Annotated in this window: 17 protein-coding genes; 5 read left to right on the top strand and 12 right to left on the bottom strand. The window is 29.9% G+C overall.

Annotation, left to right across the window (positions count from 1 at the left end; all coding sequences use genetic code 11):
• The coding region (locus HKP59_RS11000; protein WP_291806777.1) for a sodium:solute symporter at positions 1–1,188 on the top strand (1,188 nt) is incomplete at its 5' end.
• Positions 1,189–1,241: 53 nt separating this feature from the next.
• On the opposite strand, the gene HKP59_RS10995 is transcribed toward HKP59_RS11000, so the two are convergent.
• From HKP59_RS10995 to HKP59_RS10970, 6 genes are all read right to left on the bottom strand, one after another.
• The gene (locus HKP59_RS10995; RefSeq protein WP_291806775.1) at positions 1,242–1,748 is read right to left on the bottom strand and encodes a DUF2911 domain-containing protein; all 507 of its coding nucleotides are present in this window, start codon (positions 1,746–1,748) and stop codon (positions 1,242–1,244) included.
• Positions 1,736–2,581, bottom strand: coding sequence for a DUF2911 domain-containing protein (locus tag HKP59_RS10990; protein WP_291806773.1), 846 nt, complete (start codon positions 2,579–2,581; stop codon positions 1,736–1,738). The genes HKP59_RS10995 and HKP59_RS10990 overlap by 13 nt, the downstream gene beginning before the upstream one ends.
• A gap of 98 nt (positions 2,582–2,679) precedes the next feature.
• Positions 2,680–4,320, bottom strand: coding sequence for a gliding motility-associated ABC transporter substrate-binding protein GldG (gene gldG, locus HKP59_RS10985; protein WP_291806771.1), 1,641 nt, complete (start codon positions 4,318–4,320; stop codon positions 2,680–2,682).
• Entirely contained in the window at positions 4,310–5,038 is a 729-nt protein-coding gene (gene gldF, locus HKP59_RS10980) for a gliding motility-associated ABC transporter permease subunit GldF (protein WP_291806769.1), read from the bottom strand. The genes gldG and gldF overlap by 11 nt, the downstream gene beginning before the upstream one ends.
• A gap of 9 nt (positions 5,039–5,047) precedes the next feature.
• Positions 5,048–5,341, bottom strand: a complete 294-nt coding sequence (locus HKP59_RS10975) for an antibiotic biosynthesis monooxygenase family protein (RefSeq protein ID WP_291806767.1) — start codon at positions 5,339–5,341, stop codon at positions 5,048–5,050.
• Positions 5,342–5,344: 3 nt separating this feature from the next.
• Entirely contained in the window at positions 5,345–6,181 is an 837-nt protein-coding gene (locus HKP59_RS10970; protein WP_291806765.1) for an SAM-dependent chlorinase/fluorinase, read from the bottom strand.
• A 181-nt stretch (positions 6,182–6,362) separates the two neighbouring features.
• Between HKP59_RS10970 and HKP59_RS10965 the strand changes: the two genes are divergently transcribed.
• Together HKP59_RS10965 and HKP59_RS10960 are read left to right on the top strand one after the other, a co-directional pair.
• A complete protein-coding gene (locus HKP59_RS10965) occupies positions 6,363–7,316 on the top strand; it encodes a PhoH family protein (protein WP_291806763.1) in 954 nt (317 codons plus the stop codon).
• Positions 7,309–8,277 carry a phosphoribosylaminoimidazolesuccinocarboxamide synthase gene (locus tag HKP59_RS10960; protein WP_291806761.1) on the top strand — a complete coding sequence of 323 codons (969 nt, stop codon included), beginning with the start codon at positions 7,309–7,311 and terminating at the stop codon, positions 8,275–8,277. The genes HKP59_RS10965 and HKP59_RS10960 overlap by 8 nt, the downstream gene beginning before the upstream one ends.
• Here HKP59_RS10960 and HKP59_RS10955 read toward each other — a convergent pair.
• From HKP59_RS10955 to glgP, 5 genes are all read right to left on the bottom strand, one after another.
• Positions 8,264–9,694 (bottom strand): bifunctional UDP-sugar hydrolase/5'-nucleotidase, encoded by a 1,431-nt coding sequence (locus HKP59_RS10955; RefSeq protein ID WP_291806759.1) that lies wholly within the window; start codon positions 9,692–9,694, stop codon positions 8,264–8,266. The genes HKP59_RS10960 and HKP59_RS10955 overlap by 14 nt on opposite strands.
• 45 nt (positions 9,695–9,739) lie before the next feature.
• On the bottom strand, positions 9,740–10,177 hold the full coding sequence (locus HKP59_RS10950) for a hypothetical protein (RefSeq protein WP_291806758.1): 438 nt from the start codon (positions 10,175–10,177) through the stop codon (positions 9,740–9,742).
• A gap of 209 nt (positions 10,178–10,386) precedes the next feature.
• Positions 10,387–12,279: a membrane protein insertase YidC gene (yidC, locus tag HKP59_RS10945; protein ID WP_291806757.1), complete on the bottom strand. Its 1,893-nt coding sequence runs from the start codon at positions 12,277–12,279 to the stop codon at positions 10,387–10,389.
• Between the two features lie 110 nt (positions 12,280–12,389).
• Entirely contained in the window at positions 12,390–14,003 is a 1,614-nt protein-coding gene (locus HKP59_RS10940; protein WP_291806755.1) for a CTP synthase, read from the bottom strand.
• Between the two features lie 114 nt (positions 14,004–14,117).
• On the bottom strand, positions 14,118–15,776 hold the full coding sequence (gene glgP, locus HKP59_RS10935; protein ID WP_363289203.1) for an alpha-glucan family phosphorylase: 1,659 nt from the start codon (positions 15,774–15,776) through the stop codon (positions 14,118–14,120).
• Between the two features lie 121 nt (positions 15,777–15,897).
• Here glgP and amrB point away from each other — a divergent pair, with 121 nt between their 5' ends.
• Positions 15,898–16,965, top strand: coding sequence for an AmmeMemoRadiSam system protein B (gene amrB / locus HKP59_RS10930; RefSeq protein ID WP_291806753.1), 1,068 nt, complete (start codon positions 15,898–15,900; stop codon positions 16,963–16,965).
• Positions 16,966–16,980: 15 nt separating this feature from the next.
• On the opposite strand, the gene HKP59_RS10925 is transcribed toward amrB, so the two are convergent.
• On the bottom strand, positions 16,981–17,859 hold the full coding sequence (locus HKP59_RS10925; protein WP_291806751.1) for an SDR family oxidoreductase: 879 nt from the start codon (positions 17,857–17,859) through the stop codon (positions 16,981–16,983).
• Between the two features lie 190 nt (positions 17,860–18,049).
• Here HKP59_RS10925 and rpmH point away from each other — a divergent pair, with 190 nt between their 5' ends.
• On the top strand, positions 18,050–18,211 hold the full coding sequence (gene rpmH / locus HKP59_RS10920; RefSeq protein WP_068205537.1) for a 50S ribosomal protein L34: 162 nt from the start codon (positions 18,050–18,052) through the stop codon (positions 18,209–18,211).
• The last annotated feature ends 82 nt before the right edge of the window (positions 18,212–18,293 follow it).

Here is an 18,293-nt window from a genome sequence, read left to right as displayed (position 1 = left end):
ACAAAAGCTGTAAGTGTAACTCAAAAGCATCAAATGACAGTAATATTTGTTGGAATGTTTGTAGCTTTTTATTTAATAGTGAGTTATTTGCCGGCTGACATCAATTTTTCAAAAGCATTGAAAATTGCAGGTGCAAGTGGTAAAATGGATGTGCTGGATTTTTCTTTTAGTTTAGATAATAGATATACCTTTTGGAGTGGAATTATTGGTGGTACTTTTTTGGCACTTTCGTATTTTGGGACAGACCAAAGTCAGGTGCAGAGATATTTATCAGGTAAGTCTATAAAAGAAATGCAAATGGGATTGATATTTAATGGCTTATTAAAAGTTCCAATGCAGTTTTTTATTTTGTTAGTTGGTGTAATGGTTTTTGTATTTTATCAATTTAATAGTTCGCCGTTAAACTTCAACCCGGCAGCAACAAAAGTTGTTCAAAATTCGCAATATGCTGAAGAGTATTCACTATTGGAAAAGAAGCATAAAGAGTTAGAACTTTTAAAATCTGAAGCGAATTTAGCATATGGTAACAATTTAAATGATGATAGTTTAGTAAAAGAAATTCAACAAATAAATGCTTTAGAATTTGAGAATAGAGAAGAAGCTAAAACCATTATTAAAAAGGCAGATGATTCACTTGAAACAAATGATAAAGATTATGTTTTTATTCATTTTATTTTGAATAATTTACCTAGAGGTTTAATTGGTTTGCTATTAGCAGTAATTTTATCTGCAGCAATGTCAAGTACAGCATCAGAATTAAATGCTTTGGCCGGAACTACTGCAATAGATTTATATAAGCGAAATGTTACTACTGAAAAATCCGATACTCATTATGTAAAAGCCTCTAAATGGTTTACTTTAGCTTGGGGGGTAATTGCAATTTTAGTAGCTAGTTTCGCTAGTTTATTTGATAATTTAATACAATTAGTTAATATTATTGGATCTATTTTTTATGGTAACGTACTAGGTATATTTTTACTTGCTTTTTTTATAAAATATGTAAAAAGCAACGCTGTCTTTTTAGCAGCCTTGATTAACCAGGTAATTGTTATTTCATTGTACTTGTTGGATAAATATGATCTAATAAATTTACCTTATTTATGGTTAAATTTTGTTGGTTGCATGGTAGTTATAGTTCTTGCTATTTTTATTCAGTCTCTAACAAAAAATAATAAAATTATTGCATAAAAAAACACCTCCCTAAGAGGTGCTTTTTACTTTTTATTGTTTTGTGTTTGTTTTTAATTTATTGGAATCAACAGACTAACTTTTTCCCAAGAAAATAAGATTCCTTCATTATCAATAGTATAAGTCAATTTCTCAGTACTATTTTGAACCATTGAAACATTTATTTTTACTCGAAGTTGGTCATTATCTTGAGAGTAACCATTTGATCCCCAAGCATCATTCTTTTTACTGAAAATAACTTCCCAAACTCCGCTTTCAGATGGAATAATAAAAAAGCCATATTTTCCTGCAGGAATCATTTCTTCATTAATTGAAACATCTTTGTCAAATGAAATTGTTGTATTTTCATTTGCACCTGCTCTCCAAACTTTATCAAAAGGGACTAAGTTTCCCCAAATAACTCTATCTTTTACACTTGGAGATCCATAATCAACGCTAATTGAAACTTCATTTAACTTTCCCGTTGTTTGTTTTCTCGGGCTTTTTTGTGCAAACGTTACTGTTGCAACTAAAAGCAATACGATTGTTAATTTTAAGTTGTTTATCATTAGTTTGTCCATTCAGCGATTGATTCTTTATTCATTTTAACATAATCTGCATTTCCTGCTTTTTCAGCACCTTCTAGAGATTGCTTAGCTGTTTTAATTGCACCAGCTTTATCTCCTAAATCGGCTTGTATTAAGCTCATTCTTCTTAAATACCAAAACTCAGGATTATCGCCTTCAGTTGCTTTTTTCATCCAAGTTAAGGCTTGTTTTAAATCTTTACCTTCAGCGTGGTAATAGGAAGCTGCTTGATAATAGTCGTTATCAGTTGGACCATTCATAATAACTTCAATACTTTTTGAAGCAATAGCATCAGTAGGAACTTCAAATTTAACACCTACAGAAGCATTTTCCCAAAGTATTCCTAATACTGCAGATCCAGAAGTTAAATCATCAAATGTCATAGTAAATGATTCAATTTTCATTGGCATTGGTACAACATTTACCGTTGTTTTGGCAACAACTTTACTTTCGTCCCATTTTTTAGGTGTTCCCCAATTATTAGAGTCACTATAAAACATAACATCCCAAGTTGTTTTATTTGGAATTGTAAAAATAGCATATGTTCCTTTTACTACTTTTTGTCCATCAATTATTACATTATCACTAAAAGTGATTTTAGTATTTGCATTAGCTCCAGTTCTCCATAATTCTCCATAAGGAACCAAATCTCCAAAAATTGTTCTTCCGCGCATTGCAGGCCTAGAAAATTCTAGAGTAACATCAGTTAGACCAACTACTTGTTCTATTTTTGAAAAAGGACTTGGTTGTGGTGTTTTAATTTGAGCATTTAAAGCTGAAGTAAATCCGATTATACATAAAAGGATAGATATTTTTTTTAGCATCATAGATAAATTTAAGTTATGTAACAAATATAGCTTATATAAAGCGCTATATATTTATGAACTCTAAATTTAACAAATTTTTAAGATGAAAAAAAGAAATTTCAGGTGTATTTCTTTTTTCTGAAATAGTTAAAGAAGAATCCGAATATTGCTAGCATCATAAGAGGAAAAAGAATATTTATTAGTTGCCATTTTAAAGTTTCCTGATAGGCTTTTTCCTTATTTAAAAAATCAATTTTTACCGTTTTAGATCGAATATTTATTAATCCAGTATCATCTAATAAATAATTTACAGTATTTAATAAAAAGTCCTTATTTCCAAATCGTTGATTTGTCCATTTATTTATACCAAGTTCTAAAGGTTGCCCTTGTGAAATCTCATTTGCGATTAAATCACCATCAGAAATAAGAATCATTTTGGTTTCAGCGCCTTCACTCTTAGGGTTTTTAATATTGAAAGGCTTTATTCTACCAGAATAAGCCGATTTAAATGCACCTTCTAATAATACAGCAATTGGTATTTTTTCTTTATTATATGTTGCTTTATTTTGTCCTTCCGCAATTGTTTTAAGAGATATAATTGATGGCGTTCCAATAGTTTTTGAAAGCGAAGAGGTTTGTAATAAAACTGTTTTAGAAATGTTATTTTCAAGTGTATCAATACTATTCGCAAACTTTGCATTTACAGCTTCAATATTGTTGTTAATCGGGTGATTATTTTCTGAAGTTAACAAGGGGAAATAGTTCCATTTAAATTGATTAAACTGTGTTTTATTACCAATATTTCCGGTTGCAAGAGGAATTTCGGAACTATAATAATCTGATATTAAATCTGTATTAATTCTAACTCCGTAATTAAAAAATAAATCAGTTAAACCCAAATCTCTTGGGTAGGCTAAACTTTCACCTGTTTGCATTAAACTATCTAATTCAGCTTGTACATTATCAATTAGCCATAAGGTTTTACCACCATTCATTAGATATTGGTCTAATGTAAATTTTTCTTCTTCGCTAAATTTTTCAGTTGGTTTTGCAATAATTGCTAAATCATATTGAGAAATATCTTGCAACGTTTTTTGTGGTTGTTTTGCTACAGAATCTAGAGTAAAAGGAGCTAAAAAATAATATTCATTTAGGGTGCGTAAAAAGTCTGCAATATAAATATCATTGAGCTCTCCATTTCCTTTTATAATCGCAATTTTTTTAGATTTTTTAGTGGTAATTTTTTGTATTGCATTTGAAAACGAGTATTCTAAATTCTGAATAGAACTTTCTAGCTGTTCATTTTGAGAATTTGAATAGATATCTTTTAACAATGAAATAGGTTCTGTTTTGTTCTTTGAAGAGGCAACTGCCCACGGAAAAATTACAATTTCAGATAATTTTCCATTCTCTTCAATTTGCAATCGACTTGGCTGTAACCCTTTATTGATTAGTTCTTGTCCAATTTTAGAAGGGTTTATAAAACGAAATTTTATTTTTTTATTAATAGCTTTTAACTCTTCTAAATGCTGTTTTGTTTCGGTTTGAAGTCGTTTAAATTCTGCAGGAAAATCACCTTCTAAATATACTTTAATAATTATGTCGTCTTCAATATTATTTAGGATGTTTAACGTTGAATGTGATAGCGTATATCTTTGGTCTTCAGTTAAATCAAAGCGTTTATAAATAATTGAACTTATATAGTTAATTAGAATAATTCCAATTAAAATGAGTGCTATTTTAGAATACTTATTTTTCATTTTCTATTCTGTAATTTGTCAATATTAAAAATAGAAACGTAACTGAGATAAAATAAATTAAATCTCGCGTATCAAGTATTCCTTTACTCATACTTTCAAAATGTGAAAACATTCCCAAATTTTGAATCGAATAATCTAAGTTTCCAAAGATATTATAGCTTGCCAGAGCCTCAAATCCATAAAAAAGAAAGAAAGAAAGAAAAGCTCCAATTATAAATGAAACAATTTGATTCTTGGAAATTGTTGAAGCAAAAAGACCAATTGCGGCATAACTGCTTGCTAAAAAAAATAGGCCCATAAATGATCCAGAAGTGGTTCCAAATTCAATATTACCTATTGGATTTCCTAATTGGTAAATGCTATAAATATAGATGAGAGTAGGAACAATTGCAACCAAAACTAAAATTAAAGTACTGGAGTATTTAGCTAGAACTATTTGCCAATTTGTGATTGGTTTTGTTTTTAAAATTTCGATAGTTCCTGTATTAATTTCATCAGAAAAACTTCGCATGGTTATAGCAGGAATTAAAAAAACAAATATCCACGGAGCAATAAAAAAATAACTATTTAAATCAGCGAAGCCTGCGTGTAAAATATTGAAATCACCTTCAAAAACCCATAAGAATAAACCGTTAAGAATTAAGTACAATGCAATAACCAAATATGCAATTGGTGAAGCAAAAAATAAATTTAATTCTTTAATTAAGATAGGTTTCATTGGCTAAAGTTATAAACTTTCAATAGTATCAACGCTCCAAGCTTCTGGTTTGTTGTTAAATAATACTTTTGTTTTTCCCCAAACGGATTTAAATAGTTCAGATTTTCTGTACGAATTTAAATGATTTTCAGATTGCCAATAACTATAAGTGAAAAATATGTTTGGATTATTTTTGTCTCTTAGTAATTTTAATGAGTTACAACCATCAAAATTTCGAATTTTATCTTTATTTAAATTGAAATTCTCGAGAAAAGTACCAGTTTTGTCATTTTCAAAACTCATTTTTACAATTCGAATAAACATAATTTAGTTGTCGTTAAATTTTATGGTTATAATGTCTCTATAGTTCAAGCCTAATAGAGAAAAAGCACTTCCCACCGTATTAGAGTTACTTCTATACATGGCAATTTCTAGATAATTAGCCGTGTTAAAAATAGCCATTCTACTACCATCTTTTTGACGTTGTTCTTTGGGTAAAGAAAAATCGATAATATCACTATACTTTTTATATATTTTTTTAAATATATATTTATTTGCGATTACTTCAAATCTACGTCCTTTACCAATTTCTTGAAATAATTTATGGCTAATATTACTTATTGAGTTTCCGTAATTATCAACATAAATAATATTACCATTAATTGTATTTTTGTCTGAAGAAACGGTAGGTTGCAACTCAACTAATTGTTTAAATTCAGAAATAATTTTACCAATAATTTCTAATGTACCACCACGGGCTATATGACAAGCAACTTTCACGAAAACATCCAATACAGGAAAACTTGTTGAAACCCTATCATGAATATTGATTTCTACAATTTTTTCTGGTTTTATTTCAGAAGCAAGCAAAGAAATTACACCATTATCAGGACAAATAAAATAATGATTGTCTAGTTTTAAAGCAATGTGTTTGTTTTCATCATTTAACTCAGAATCTACCCCAATAATATGAATACTTCCTTCAGGAAAACTTTTATATGCATTTTTTAAAATATAAGCAGTCTGTGTGATATTAAATGGTGAAATTTGATGTGATATATCAACAATTCTAGCATCAGGTAATTCACTGTAAATAGTCCCTTTAATGGCTCCAACAAAGTGGTCTTTAGTCCCAAAATCAGTAGTTAGAGTAATAATTGACATATAAAATTATTGCGATTTTTTTTAAGTTTTTCAAATAAATAACCTTAATAAAATGTTTAAAACTTATTACACCAGATTAGAAATTTGTTCTTTGATATTCATTACATTTGTTATGCAAATCTAATGAAATATTCGGTTAATTAGCATACAAATTTTTATTAAAACTTAATACTTAAACCATTTGAACGAACGTATTATTGAACTGACAGAGATTAATCCAAACGATTTGTTTGGTACTCAAAATACGAATGTAGAAATTTTAAGAAAATATTTTCCAAAACTAAAAATAGTTGCAAGAGGTAACGAATTAAAAGCTTTTGGAGAGCCTGAAATTTTAGATGAATTTGAAAAACGATTGGGAATGGTTATTACCTACTTTAATCGTTATAACAAGTTAGATGAAAACAGCATTGAGCGTATTTTAACATCAAATGGTAATGAGCATAAAAGCTCAAAATTAGCTGATGGTGTGCTAGTTCATGGCGTTGGTGGTAAATTAATAAAGGCGCAAACAGCCAATCAGCGTAAAATGGTTGAATTCATGGATAAAAATGATATGCTTTTTGCTATTGGTCCTGCTGGAACCGGAAAAACATATACAGCTGTAGCTTTAGCGGTTAAGGCCTTAAAAGAAAAAGAAGTTAAAAGAATTGTTTTAACACGTCCAGCAGTTGAATCTGGAGAAAATCTAGGTTTTTTACCAGGTGATTTAAAAGAAAAATTAGATCCGTATATGCAACCATTATATGATGCATTGCGCGATATGATTCCTTTTGAGCGACTAGACTCTTACATAGAAAAAGGAATTATAGAAATTGCACCATTGGCGTTTATGAGAGGACGAACATTAGATAATGCATTTGTAATTTTAGATGAAGCTCAAAACACAACACACAATCAAATGAAAATGTTTTTAACTCGTATGGGTAAAAATGCAAAATTTATTGTTAACGGTGATCCTGGACAAATAGATTTACCGAGACGACAAATTTCTGGTTTAAAAGAGGCGATATTAACACTTAAAGACGTTAAAGGTATTGCTTTTGTTCATTTAGATGATAAAGACGTAATTAGACATAGATTAGTGAAGCAAATAATTTCAGCATATAAAAGTTTAGAAATAGGCAATGAGTAAAACAATTAATGACACAGCATTCAATTTTCCAAAACAAAAATCGGTTTACAAAGGAAAAGTAAGAGAAGTTTATAATATTAATGACGAAATTTTGGTGATGATTGCTTCTGATAGGCTTTCAGCTTTTGATTATGTAATGCCAAAACAAATTCCATTTAAAGGACAAATACTTAATCAAATTGCGTCCAAAATGATGGAGGCAACTAAAGATATTGTGCCAAACTGGATAATTGCTATTCCTGATCCAAACGTGGCTATTGGTCATTTGTGCACACCATTCAAAGTTGAAATGGTTATTCGTGGTTATTTATCAGGTCATGCTGCTAGAGAATACAAATTGGGTAAAAGGATAATTTGTGGTGTTGAAATGCCTGAAGGAATGAAAGAAAACGATCAATTTCCAAATCCAATTATCACACCAGCAACAAAAGCTGAGGATGGTGATCACGATGAAGATATTTCAAAGGAAGATATTATATCTAAGGGAATTGTGTCAAAAGATGATTATGAAGTATTAGAAAAATATACTAAGGCTTTATTTAAAAGAGGAACTGAAATTGCAGCTGAGCGTAATTTAATTTTAGTTGATACGAAATATGAATTTGGTAAAACTATTGATGGAAAAATTGTATTAATAGATGAAATTCATACACCAGATTCTTCGCGCTATTTTTATGCTGATGGATATGAAGAGAGGCAAAGTAGAGGTGAAGCTCAAAAACAATTGTCTAAAGAATTTGTTCGTCAGTGGTTAATTGAGAATGATTTTCAAGGGCTAGATGGTCAAAAAATTCCTGAAATGACTGATGAAAAAATCATCGAAATATCGAATAGGTATATTGAATTATATGAAAATATTACGGGAGAAACTTTTGTAAAATCTGATGTTACAAATATTTTGGAAAGAATCGAAAACAATGTGATTCAATTCTTAAATAATTCTGAATTTATTGAAATTTAAAATAATTATTAGAAGAGGTAAAGTTTATTGGATTTGAATTGTTTTCTAAATAATTGATAATTGTTTCTGCCGTTGTATAAGGCCTTGTTGTTGGTGTTTGTGTAAAATAAGTGTCGTAAACAGCAGGGATATAGTCATTTAGTCCAATGGTTAAAATTGCGTTTTCATTTAAGATTTCATTATTTCCATTTTTTAAAATAATTTCATTTCCTTCTTGTTCAATTGAATAACCTGAATAATAAAAACCTGCACCACTATTTTTTAAAAATTGTTTAATTTCACTCACACTCATTGTATAAGTTACACTCGTGTTATTAAAAGGGTCAATGGTATAAATTTCACGTTTTGTAATATCACCTTCATTTAAAGAAGATCGTATCCCGCCAGTATTTTGAAATGTTAAATCTACATTCATCTCATTTCTTAAAGCATCAGTATAAAAATAGCCAACTTGGTCTTTTGAATGAAAAGATTCAGCATAACCAATTATCTCATCTAAATTTGCATTTTCATTAAATGCTTCAACTCTATCTTTAATATTACTATCAAAATTAGAGTAGTTTGATAAGTCTATTAAGTCATAAGTTAAATTTTCTATTCTCTTATTTTTAATTGTTAGATGAATTTTACCCAAATAATTAAGGTTTCCCCCAGCTTGAAATATTGGAATATTATTTGTAATTGTATTTGTTTTTGAGTGTGAGTGTCCACCAATAATTAAGTCGAAATAAGGATAATTGTTTGCAATATTTATATCTGTTCCTTCACCTAAATGTGTTAACGCAATGTATAAGTCTGAATTTTCAGATTCTTTTACTTGTGAATAATTTTGTATAACAGATGTATATTTTTGAAAAGTTAAATTTTCAACTCTCCAAGGATGTGTAGATGGAATAATATCATCATCTTTTCCATTGGTTTCAATGAGGCCAAGAAATGTAATTTTGACATTGTTTTTAGTTATTGATTTGTATTCATGTGGCTGAGGAATTCCTGTTGTATTCATATCTACATTTGCACAAATCCAAGGAAATTGTGCTTGTTGAAATCTATCTTTTAGAATTTTTTCACCATAATCAAATTCATGGTTTCCAATTGTGGAAATGTCAAAACCAACTTTATTCATAATATCAATCATTGGGAACCCTTTTTCATCATAATTATCTACTACTGGGTTTCCAGAAAATATATCACCGCCACAAACTAAAATAACATTTGTATCCTCTTTTTCTTTGTCAACAATGTATTTTATTTTTGAAAAATTATCCAATTTACCATGTTGATCGTTGATATGGAAAATTGTTATTTCTTTTAGGTCTTCTTGGGATGCTATAGAAGAATCGTTTTCATTTTTAGAACAAGCAACAATTAAAAATGAAAAAAGTGTAAAAGTTATAAATATTTTAAAATATTTCATAAGTTTTTTGTTTACTATCAAAAGTAAATAAAATTAATATGTAAATTATTTATTTAACATTTTTAAAGTTTGAGAAACTTCTTCAAATGAAATGTTTTTAAGGCCTATAAAATCAAAAGCTTTCTGAGCGGTTGAAAATATTTGAATACTCTGCAGTGGTTGTAATTCTTTTTTAGCTAATTTATATAAAGTGGAATAGGTTACCTGATTAGGTGTACTGGTAATTAGTGCTATTCGTTTATTACCATGTGTTTTAGAATTGCTCTCAAGATGATTAACATAATTATTCATATCTTCTTGTGTAAGTTCAAATAGCACATTATTTAAATCTACAATATGGTTAAGTTTTGGTGTAAATTCAGGGTCAGAATTTATAGTTTGAATAAAACCCATCATAGAATTTAACGTCAAAGTTCCCTTTTGTACAACAATAAAAAGGTTGTGCTCACTTAATATTTTATATTTACTTCGTAATTCTGACATTATATTTTCAAAAAGATAGTAAAAGTAGAAATTTCAAATTAATAAAGGGGTGATTTATATCAGTTGCTTATGGAGTTTTATTAAAATGTTTTAATACTTTTTTTATCCTATTTTTTATCAATTCTGTGTCATTTGTTAATATATAATAAGCTGCATTTAAAAAAGCTCAAATGGTTAAATTTGAGCTTTTTAAATTAGTGAGATTTGTTCTATTTTTTCTTCTTTTGTTGCGCTTGTTGTTCTTGAGCTTGTTTCATTGCTTCATTTAAGCGCTTACGAAATTTACCTTCTTTTTTAGGTTTCTTTTTATTCTCTTGAATTTTTGCGTGAATCTTATCTTCATCAATTATATAATGCTTAATCACAAGCATAATTAAAATAGTTAATAAGTTAGATACAAAATAGTATAAACTTAAACTACTTGCATACATATTAAAGAAAATCAACATCATCACTGGTGAAAAGTACATCATCATTTTCATCATTTTTTGCATGTCAGGCATTCCTTCTTGTGTAGGCTGCTGCATATTCATTTGTTGACTTTGACTCATTCTCATATAAAAGAAAATGGCAACGGAAGCTAATATTGGAAATAAACTTATGTGTGATCCATACATTGGTATATGGAATGGAAGTTCAAATATTGAATCATATGCAGATAAATCATCGGCCCATAAAAATCCTTTTTGACGTAAATCTATATTGGAAGGAAAAAATCTAAATAGCGCAAAGAATACAGGCATTTGAAGAACCGCAGGAATACATCCAGCAAGAGGGCTAACACCCGCTTTACTTTGAACAGCCATAGTTTCTTGTTGACGTTTCATTGCATTTTCTTTTCCAGGTAGGCGCTTGTTAATCTCTTCCATTTCAGGTTTTAAAACCTTCATTTTAGCACTTGATAAATACGATTTATAAACGAGTGGAGACATTATAATCCGAACCACAATTGTTAATAGAATAATAATTAAACCATAGTTGCTAATAAAGCTTTGTAAAAAGTTAAATACAGGTACAAAAACTAATCTATTAATATAACCAAATATACCCCAACCAAGATTTACAATTTCTTTAATGTTACGGTCGTAATTTTTAAGAATTTGGTAATCATTTGGTCCAATATACCAATTCATAGTATAATTTAATTCACCATTTTCTAAAACCAGAGGGGCTTTTAAGTAAAATGCTTTTGTAAAGCTTGTATCTATTTCTTCATCAATTGTTAACGTTTTTGAAGTTAAACTTGCATTTTTAAACGCTTGTTCACTAATTAAAATAGTAGAGAAAAAATGTTGTTTATATGCTACCCAATTTACATCTTGCTCTTCAGCATCGTCATCACCACCAACAGATAGATAATCAATATCTTCATCGCCTTTTTCATAATACATTTCTGTTTGTTGGTTTTCGTAACGAATACTTTTTTCTTTTCTGAAAGCTTCTAAACTCCAATCTAAATTTATTTGTTGAGACGTATTCAATGTATTATTTAAGCCTTGTGAACTAACTTTAAAATCAACCATGTATTCATCTGGTTTCATTTCGTATCGATATTCCAAGAATTTATTTTCTGAAACTTTTAGCCTCATTGAAAGAACTTGATTTTCTCCATTTGAAGATAGCGAAGGCTCAAATAATAAGTTTTTGGTATCTAAGGTTCTATTATCTGAAGTACCAAAGTTGATGTTGAATGATGCGTTGTTTTCTTTAATGATATAAAGAGGTAACGAATCGTAAGTAACATAATTTTTCAGTAAGGCTTGCTTAATTTGTCCACCTTTATTTGAAATAACTAATCTTAATAAGTCATTTTCTAATATGGTTTCTTTATCACTAAGTGTTGCAGAATATGCAAAAGCACCTAATTGTGATTGAGCATTTACTAGGGAAAGAGAATCTTTTGCTTGTACAAAATCAGCTATTGAATTAGTAGTTGTGTTTGTTGAAGAAATTGTTTCTTCTTGTACTTGCTCTGTTTCTTTATTCTTCTCCGCTTCTAATTCTTCAGGAGTTGGTTGGTTAGTGTACATCCACCAAAGCATAATAGCTCCTAATAAAACAAAGCCTATGAGTGAATTTAGATCGAATTTTTTTTCTTCCATGTGTATAATTAAAATGTCAGTTTGTCACGCCTTTATAAAATAAGTGCTAAAAAGCCCGACAAATGTACTAAATGTAACGTAATAATTGAGTTTTTATTAATGAATCTAATTTAGGTCAAAGAGTGTTCCAAAGAAGCTTTTACAAAATTAACAAATAAAGGATGTGGGTTTAAAACCGTACTTTTATATTCAGGATGATATTGAACTCCAATAAACCACGGATGTGAAGGGATTTCAATAACTTCAACCAAATTAGTTTTTGCATTTTTACCAGTTGCAATCATTCCAGCTTTTTCAATTTGACCTAAGTAATCATTATTAAACTCATAACGGTGCCTATGACGCTCACTTATTAGCTCTTTGTTATAAATATGCCTAATCTTACTACCTTCTTTTAGACTACAATCCCAAGCACCTAAACGCATCGTGCCACCATAATTTGTAATATTTTTTTGTTCTTCCATTAAATCTATTACTGGATGAATAGTTTCTTTATCCATTTCAGAGGAACTAGCATCTTGAATCCCTAAAACATTTCTTGAAAACTCAATTACAGCCATTTGCATTCCTAAGCAAATTCCTAAAAAAGGAATATTATTTTCGCGTGCATATTTAATGGCCTCAATTTTTCCTTCAATACCTCTTTCTCCAAAGCCTGGAGCTACTAGAATTCCATTTAAATTTTTTAATATTTTCGGAACATTCTTTACGGTTAATTCTCCGGAATGAATCCAGTTGATATGAACATCTACCTCATTAATTGCACCGGCGTGAATGAAAGCTTCTGTAATTGATTTGTAGGCATCGTGTAACTCAACATATTTTCCAATTAATCCAATTTCAATAGTGCTTTTTGGGTTTTTAAACCCTTTTAAAAAATTATTCCATTCAGTAAGAGTTGGTTGTTTATCTCCAGGTAGTTGTAACTTCTTTAAGACAACAGTGTCTAAACCTTCTTCTAACATCAAATTAGGAACATCATAAATTGTTTCGGCATCTATTGACTGGATTACATCTTCTTTTTTAACATTGCAAAAAAGCGCTAACTTATTCTTTATGGCTTCAGATATTTCGTGCTCTGTTCTACACACTAAAATATCAGGGCTTACACCACTTTGCATTAGCATTTTAACTGAATGTTGTGTTGGTTTTGTTTTTAATTCACCAGCAGCTGCTAAATAAGGAACTAAAGTTAAATGAATAACAATAGCGTTTTCATGACCTAATTCCCATAATAATTGTCGAACAGATTCTACATAAGGTAACGATTCAATATCACCAACAGTTCCTCCAATTTCAGTAATCACAATGTCAAAATCGCCTGTATTACCTAGAAGTTGAATTCGATGTTTGATTTCATCGGTAATATGTGGAATTACTTGCACGGTTTTACCTAAAAACTCTCCTTTACGTTCTTTGTCAATAACACTTTGGTATATTCTGCCCGTTGTAACATTATTAGCTTGTGAAGTAGGAATATTTAAAAAACGTTCGTAATGACCTAAATCTAAATCGGTTTCAGCACCATCCTCAGTTACATAGCATTCACCATGTTCATATGGGTTTAGGGTACCTGGGTCAATGTTAATGTATGGGTCAAGTTTTTGAATGGTAACGGAGTAGCCTCTTTCTTGTAATAACTTCGCTAAAGATGCCGCAATTATTCCTTTTCCAAGTGATGAAGTAACACCTCCAGTTACAAAAACGTATTTTGTGTTTTTCATTGTGTTTAGGTTTGGGCAAAAGTACTAACTCTAGTTGATTTACCAAAAAAAGAACCCTTTAAAATATTTTTAAAGGGTTCTTTTAAAATTTAGATAAATTTCACAATTCAATATTTAATAAAGCTCTTTATAATATTGATCTGCCATTCTATGACTTGTAAATTCAGGAATTACATCTGTAATACTGTTAAATACTATTTCTTGCCACTTTTTAGGCTTATCATAATAGGTAGGTAATACTTTATTTTCAAGAATATCAAAAAGGTTTGCACAATCTTCTTCATCTTGTTCCCAAACAGGTCTTCTATAATCTAATTCAGGTAAAATAAAACAGTTCTCACCATTTTTCTGAAATTCAGGAATCCAGCCGTCATTTATAGAAACATTCACTGAACCGTTAAAAGCAGCTGTCATACCACTGGTTCCAGAAGCCTCACGTGTAATTCTTGGTGTATTTAACCAAATATCTGAGCCACATTTCAATTTTCTAGATAATTCAATTTCATATCCAGTTAAAACTGCTAAATTCTTAGCATTCTTAGAGTAATTTACTAAGTGATTGAAAATTTCAATTGCATAAAAATCTTTTGGGTAAGGTTTACCAGCCCAAATTATTTGTACAGGATATTTTTCATTTGAAAGTAATTTTTCAAATCGTTCTAAGTCATATAAGAACATATCAGCTCTTTTATAACCTGCAAAACGTCTCGCCCAAACAATTGTAATTACATTAGGATCAAATCTTTTTTGAGTTTGATTTAATACAACTTCAAATAACTCATTTTTTAATTCAATTTTTCTATCTTTAAATTTCTTAGCACTTTTCTTTTGCCAAGATTTTTTGATCTCTTCATCTTGCCAAAAATTTTGATTTTGAGCATTTGTTATCGGAATGATTTCACTTATCCCATCAAAACCTTTCCACATATCGTTGGATACCACGGAATGCAATTTTGAAACGGCATTAGACTTTCTCGCCATTCTTAATGCAGAGACTGTATAATTAATCATACCATCATTTACCATTTCAGCTCTTAATTCTGTTTCTGAAAGTTTTCTTCCAAAAAAACCGCATCTATTTAAATGTCTTCCATCACGTTCTTCATTTCCCGCTTTTTCAGGTGTATGTGTGGTGAATGCAAGTTGCTCTTTTTTAACACCTTGGTCTCTTAAATAATAAAATGCAGGTAGCGCATGTCCTTCATTTAAATGGTAAACATCAGCACCTCCAAGCGCTTCAACCACCTTAGCTCCACCAATACCTAAAATAATACTTTGCGATACTCTTGTTAATTCATTGGCATCGTACAGATGGTTTGTTATAGTTTTTGATAAGTGATCATTTCCTTCAACATCTGTACTTAAAAGATACATTGGCACACAACCAAAAATTTCAGGCTTTAAGATATAAGCTCTAACTTTTACACCTGGATTATCGTGCAATGGGACTTCAACTTCAATACCTGTATCTTCTAAAAAATTATATGTTTTTTCAATAAAATCTGTTCTAAGCGTTTGGTCTTCATTTCTAGCTTGATCATAATAACCATACTTCCATAACATTCCAATACCAATTACATTTTGCTTAAGTTCATGAGCAGAACGCATGTGTGAACCTGCCAAAAAACCTAGTCCGCCAGAATAGATTTTTAAAGCTTGGTGAATACCAAACTCCATGCTAAAATAAGCTACTTTTTTGTCGTATTTTTTTGCTGGTTTGTAAGGGTGGTGCCACTTACTATATTCATGTGCCATATTTTTTCTTGTTTTCAAAATTAGGCGCTAAGATACGCAATTATGAAATCTAAAAATATGCTATATTAACTCATTTCTATACAAATTAACATTTATCAAATTTAAATTTCTACATTTGAGTTTATAAAATTAATATACCATGAGTGTAAAAATTACTTTGATATTTATTGTTTTAGTTGTGAGTGTCTCTTGTACTTTAGATAGGCCTAAGGAGTCTTTGCGAACAAGAAAATTAGTTGATACAGTTGGTTTTACTCAATACAAGTGGCAATTAGATAGTATTTTAAATAGAATAGATATAGCAGACTTTAAATCAATAGATACGGCTTATACAGCAGTTATATGTCCTCATGATGATTACAAATATGCGGCTGGATTATTTAATAAAACTTTGAGTGGTATAAAAGCTAAAACAGTTATTTTGATAGGTGTTGCACACAGAGCTAGAAATTTTAATCTAGAAAATAAATTAATATTTGGTTCATTTAAAGATTGGAAAAGTGCCAATGGATTCATAAAAGTTTCTCCTTTGAGAGATAAAATACTACAGAAATTAAAAAATAGTACGTTTATAGTTCATGATTCCATGATGCAGTTAGAGCATTCATTAGAAGCTATCAATCCGTTTTTACAAAAGAATGACCCAACAGTTGAAATTTTGCCTTTGCTTGTTCCTTATATGACTTTTGAAAATATGCAGGATTTTTCTGATGAAATGTCAAAAGTGGTATTTGAATTATTAGAGGACAATAATTTGCAATTAGGTAAAGATATTGCGATTGTTATTTCAAACGATGCTATACATTATGGGGATGAAGACTGGGGAAGTAAAAACATGGCGCCGTTTGGTGTAGACAGTTTAGGAACTGATAAAGCAATATCATTGGATAAAGAAATTATAGATAATTGTTTAATTGGTGAGATTTCTGATCATAAAATTAAAATGTTTAATAGCTATACGGTACAAGAAAATAATTTTAAAGAATATAAATGGACTTGGTGCGGACGTTATTCAGTTCCTTTTGGGTTGCTATTCGCAAATAAATTGAATGTTTTAGTACTTGGGAAAGAGTTAAAAGGTAGTTTAATTGATTACAGAACTACCATACACAATAAACATATCAAAGTTGAGGATATTGGAATGGGAGTAACTGCTAAAGCCAATCAACACCATTGGGTTGGATTTACAGGAATAAGTTTTAATTAAAATAAGAATAGATAGCTATTTCTTTTTCTTACTTCGAATCATGGCCTCTAGTATGTCCCACATTTCATCTGGAATTTCTTCTAGCATGTTAAATTCTCCAGCGCCTTTAAGCCATTCTCCTCCGTCAATAGTAATTACCTCACCATTCACATAGGCAGAAAAATCACTCATTAAGTAAGCCGCTAAATTTGCTAATTCCTGATGTACTCCAACTCTTCCAACAGGAACCTTCTTTTTCATATCAAATTTTTCTTTCAATTCACCAGGAAGTAATCTATCCCAAGCGCCTTTGGTTGGAAAAGGACCCGGCGCAATAGCATTTGACCTAATACCATATTTTGCCCATTCAACAGCTAAAGAACGTGTCATAGCTAAAACACCAGCCTTTGCAGTTGCTGATGGAACAACATATGCAGAGCCTGTCCAAGCATAGGTAGTTACAATATTTAAAATAGTTGATTTAGGTTGTTTAATTTTAATCCAATGTTTTCCAAAAGCTAATGTACAATTTTTACTTCCTTTTAAAACAATATCAATAACGGTATCAAAAGCATTGGCAGATAAGCGTTCTGTAGGACTAATAAAATTTCCAGCAGCATTGTTCAAAAGACCATCAACTTTTCCAAAGTTTTTTAATGTTTCGGATAATACATTTTCTACTTCACTATAATTTCTAACATCGCATTGAACAGCTAAAACTTTACCTTGTGTAAGTTCTTCTAATTCAATTTTAACTTTTTCTAATTTTTCAATATTTCTTGAAGTTATAACTACATGTGCCCCAAGTTCTAAAAAATAAGTAGTCATTGCTTTTCCTAGTCCGCTTCCACCGCCAGTTACAACAATTACTTGGTCTTTTAAACTTCCATCCTTCAGCATTGGTTTATGATACATATTGTGTTTTTTTAGTAATATAAATGTATATATTTTTTCTTTTTTACCCTTGAAATAATATTTTTTATTTTTTTTTATAATCTATTTGTCATAAACAAAAGTAATTGTATATTTGCCCACGCTTTTAAGAGGGACTAATTCTTAAAGAAAGCAATAACATAAGAATCACGATTTTTAAAATATACAAGTAATGCCAAAAAGAACATTTCAGCCATCAAAAAGAAAAAGAAGAAATAAGCACGGTTTTAGAGAACGTATGGCTAGCGCGACTGGAAGAAAAGTTTTAGCAAGAAGAAGAGCTAAAGGAAGAAAAAACTTAAGTGTATCTTCAGCTCCTAGACCAAAGAAATAATGAAACAATAGTTTTATATATATAAGGTGTTACTTTTTTAAGTAACACCTTTTTTTTGATCCCTTAATAAGTTTTGAAAACT

The sequence above is a fragment of the Lutibacter sp. genome (assembly GCF_013041805.1).
Classification (GTDB): domain Bacteria; phylum Bacteroidota; class Bacteroidia; order Flavobacteriales; family Flavobacteriaceae; genus Lutibacter.
Note: the sequence above shows the minus strand (reverse complement) of the source record. Positions and strands in the feature narration are given on the sequence as shown.

Coding starts and splice junctions, on each gene's coding strand:
- HKP59_RS10995 (WP_291806775.1), bottom strand. CDS start 1,748: ATGGACAAACTAATGATAAACAACTTAAAATTAACAATCGTATTGCTT.
- HKP59_RS10990 (WP_291806773.1), bottom strand. CDS start 2,581: ATGATGCTAAAAAAAATATCTATCCTTTTATGTATAATCGGATTTACT.
- gldG (WP_291806771.1), bottom strand. CDS start 4,320: ATGAAAAATAAGTATTCTAAAATAGCACTCATTTTAATTGGAATTATT.
- gldF (WP_291806769.1), bottom strand. CDS start 5,038: ATGAAACCTATCTTAATTAAAGAATTAAATTTATTTTTTGCTTCACCA.
- HKP59_RS10975 (WP_291806767.1), bottom strand. CDS start 5,341: ATGTTTATTCGAATTGTAAAAATGAGTTTTGAAAATGACAAAACTGGT.
- HKP59_RS10970 (WP_291806765.1), bottom strand. CDS start 6,181: ATGTCAATTATTACTCTAACTACTGATTTTGGGACTAAAGACCACTTT.
- HKP59_RS10960 (WP_291806761.1), top strand. CDS start 7,309: ATGAGTAAAACAATTAATGACACAGCATTCAATTTTCCAAAACAAAAA.
- HKP59_RS10955 (WP_291806759.1), bottom strand. CDS start 9,694: ATGAAATATTTTAAAATATTTATAACTTTTACACTTTTTTCATTTTTA.
- HKP59_RS10950 (WP_291806758.1), bottom strand. CDS start 10,177: ATGTCAGAATTACGAAGTAAATATAAAATATTAAGTGAGCACAACCTT.
- yidC (WP_291806757.1), bottom strand. CDS start 12,279: ATGGAAGAAAAAAAATTCGATCTAAATTCACTCATAGGCTTTGTTTTA.
- HKP59_RS10940 (WP_291806755.1), bottom strand. CDS start 14,003: ATGAAAAACACAAAATACGTTTTTGTAACTGGAGGTGTTACTTCATCA.
- amrB (WP_291806753.1), top strand. CDS start 15,898: ATGAGTGTAAAAATTACTTTGATATTTATTGTTTTAGTTGTGAGTGTC.
- HKP59_RS10925 (WP_291806751.1), bottom strand. CDS start 17,859: ATGTATCATAAACCAATGCTGAAGGATGGAAGTTTAAAAGACCAAGTA.
- rpmH (WP_068205537.1), top strand. CDS start 18,050: ATGCCAAAAAGAACATTTCAGCCATCAAAAAGAAAAAGAAGAAATAAG.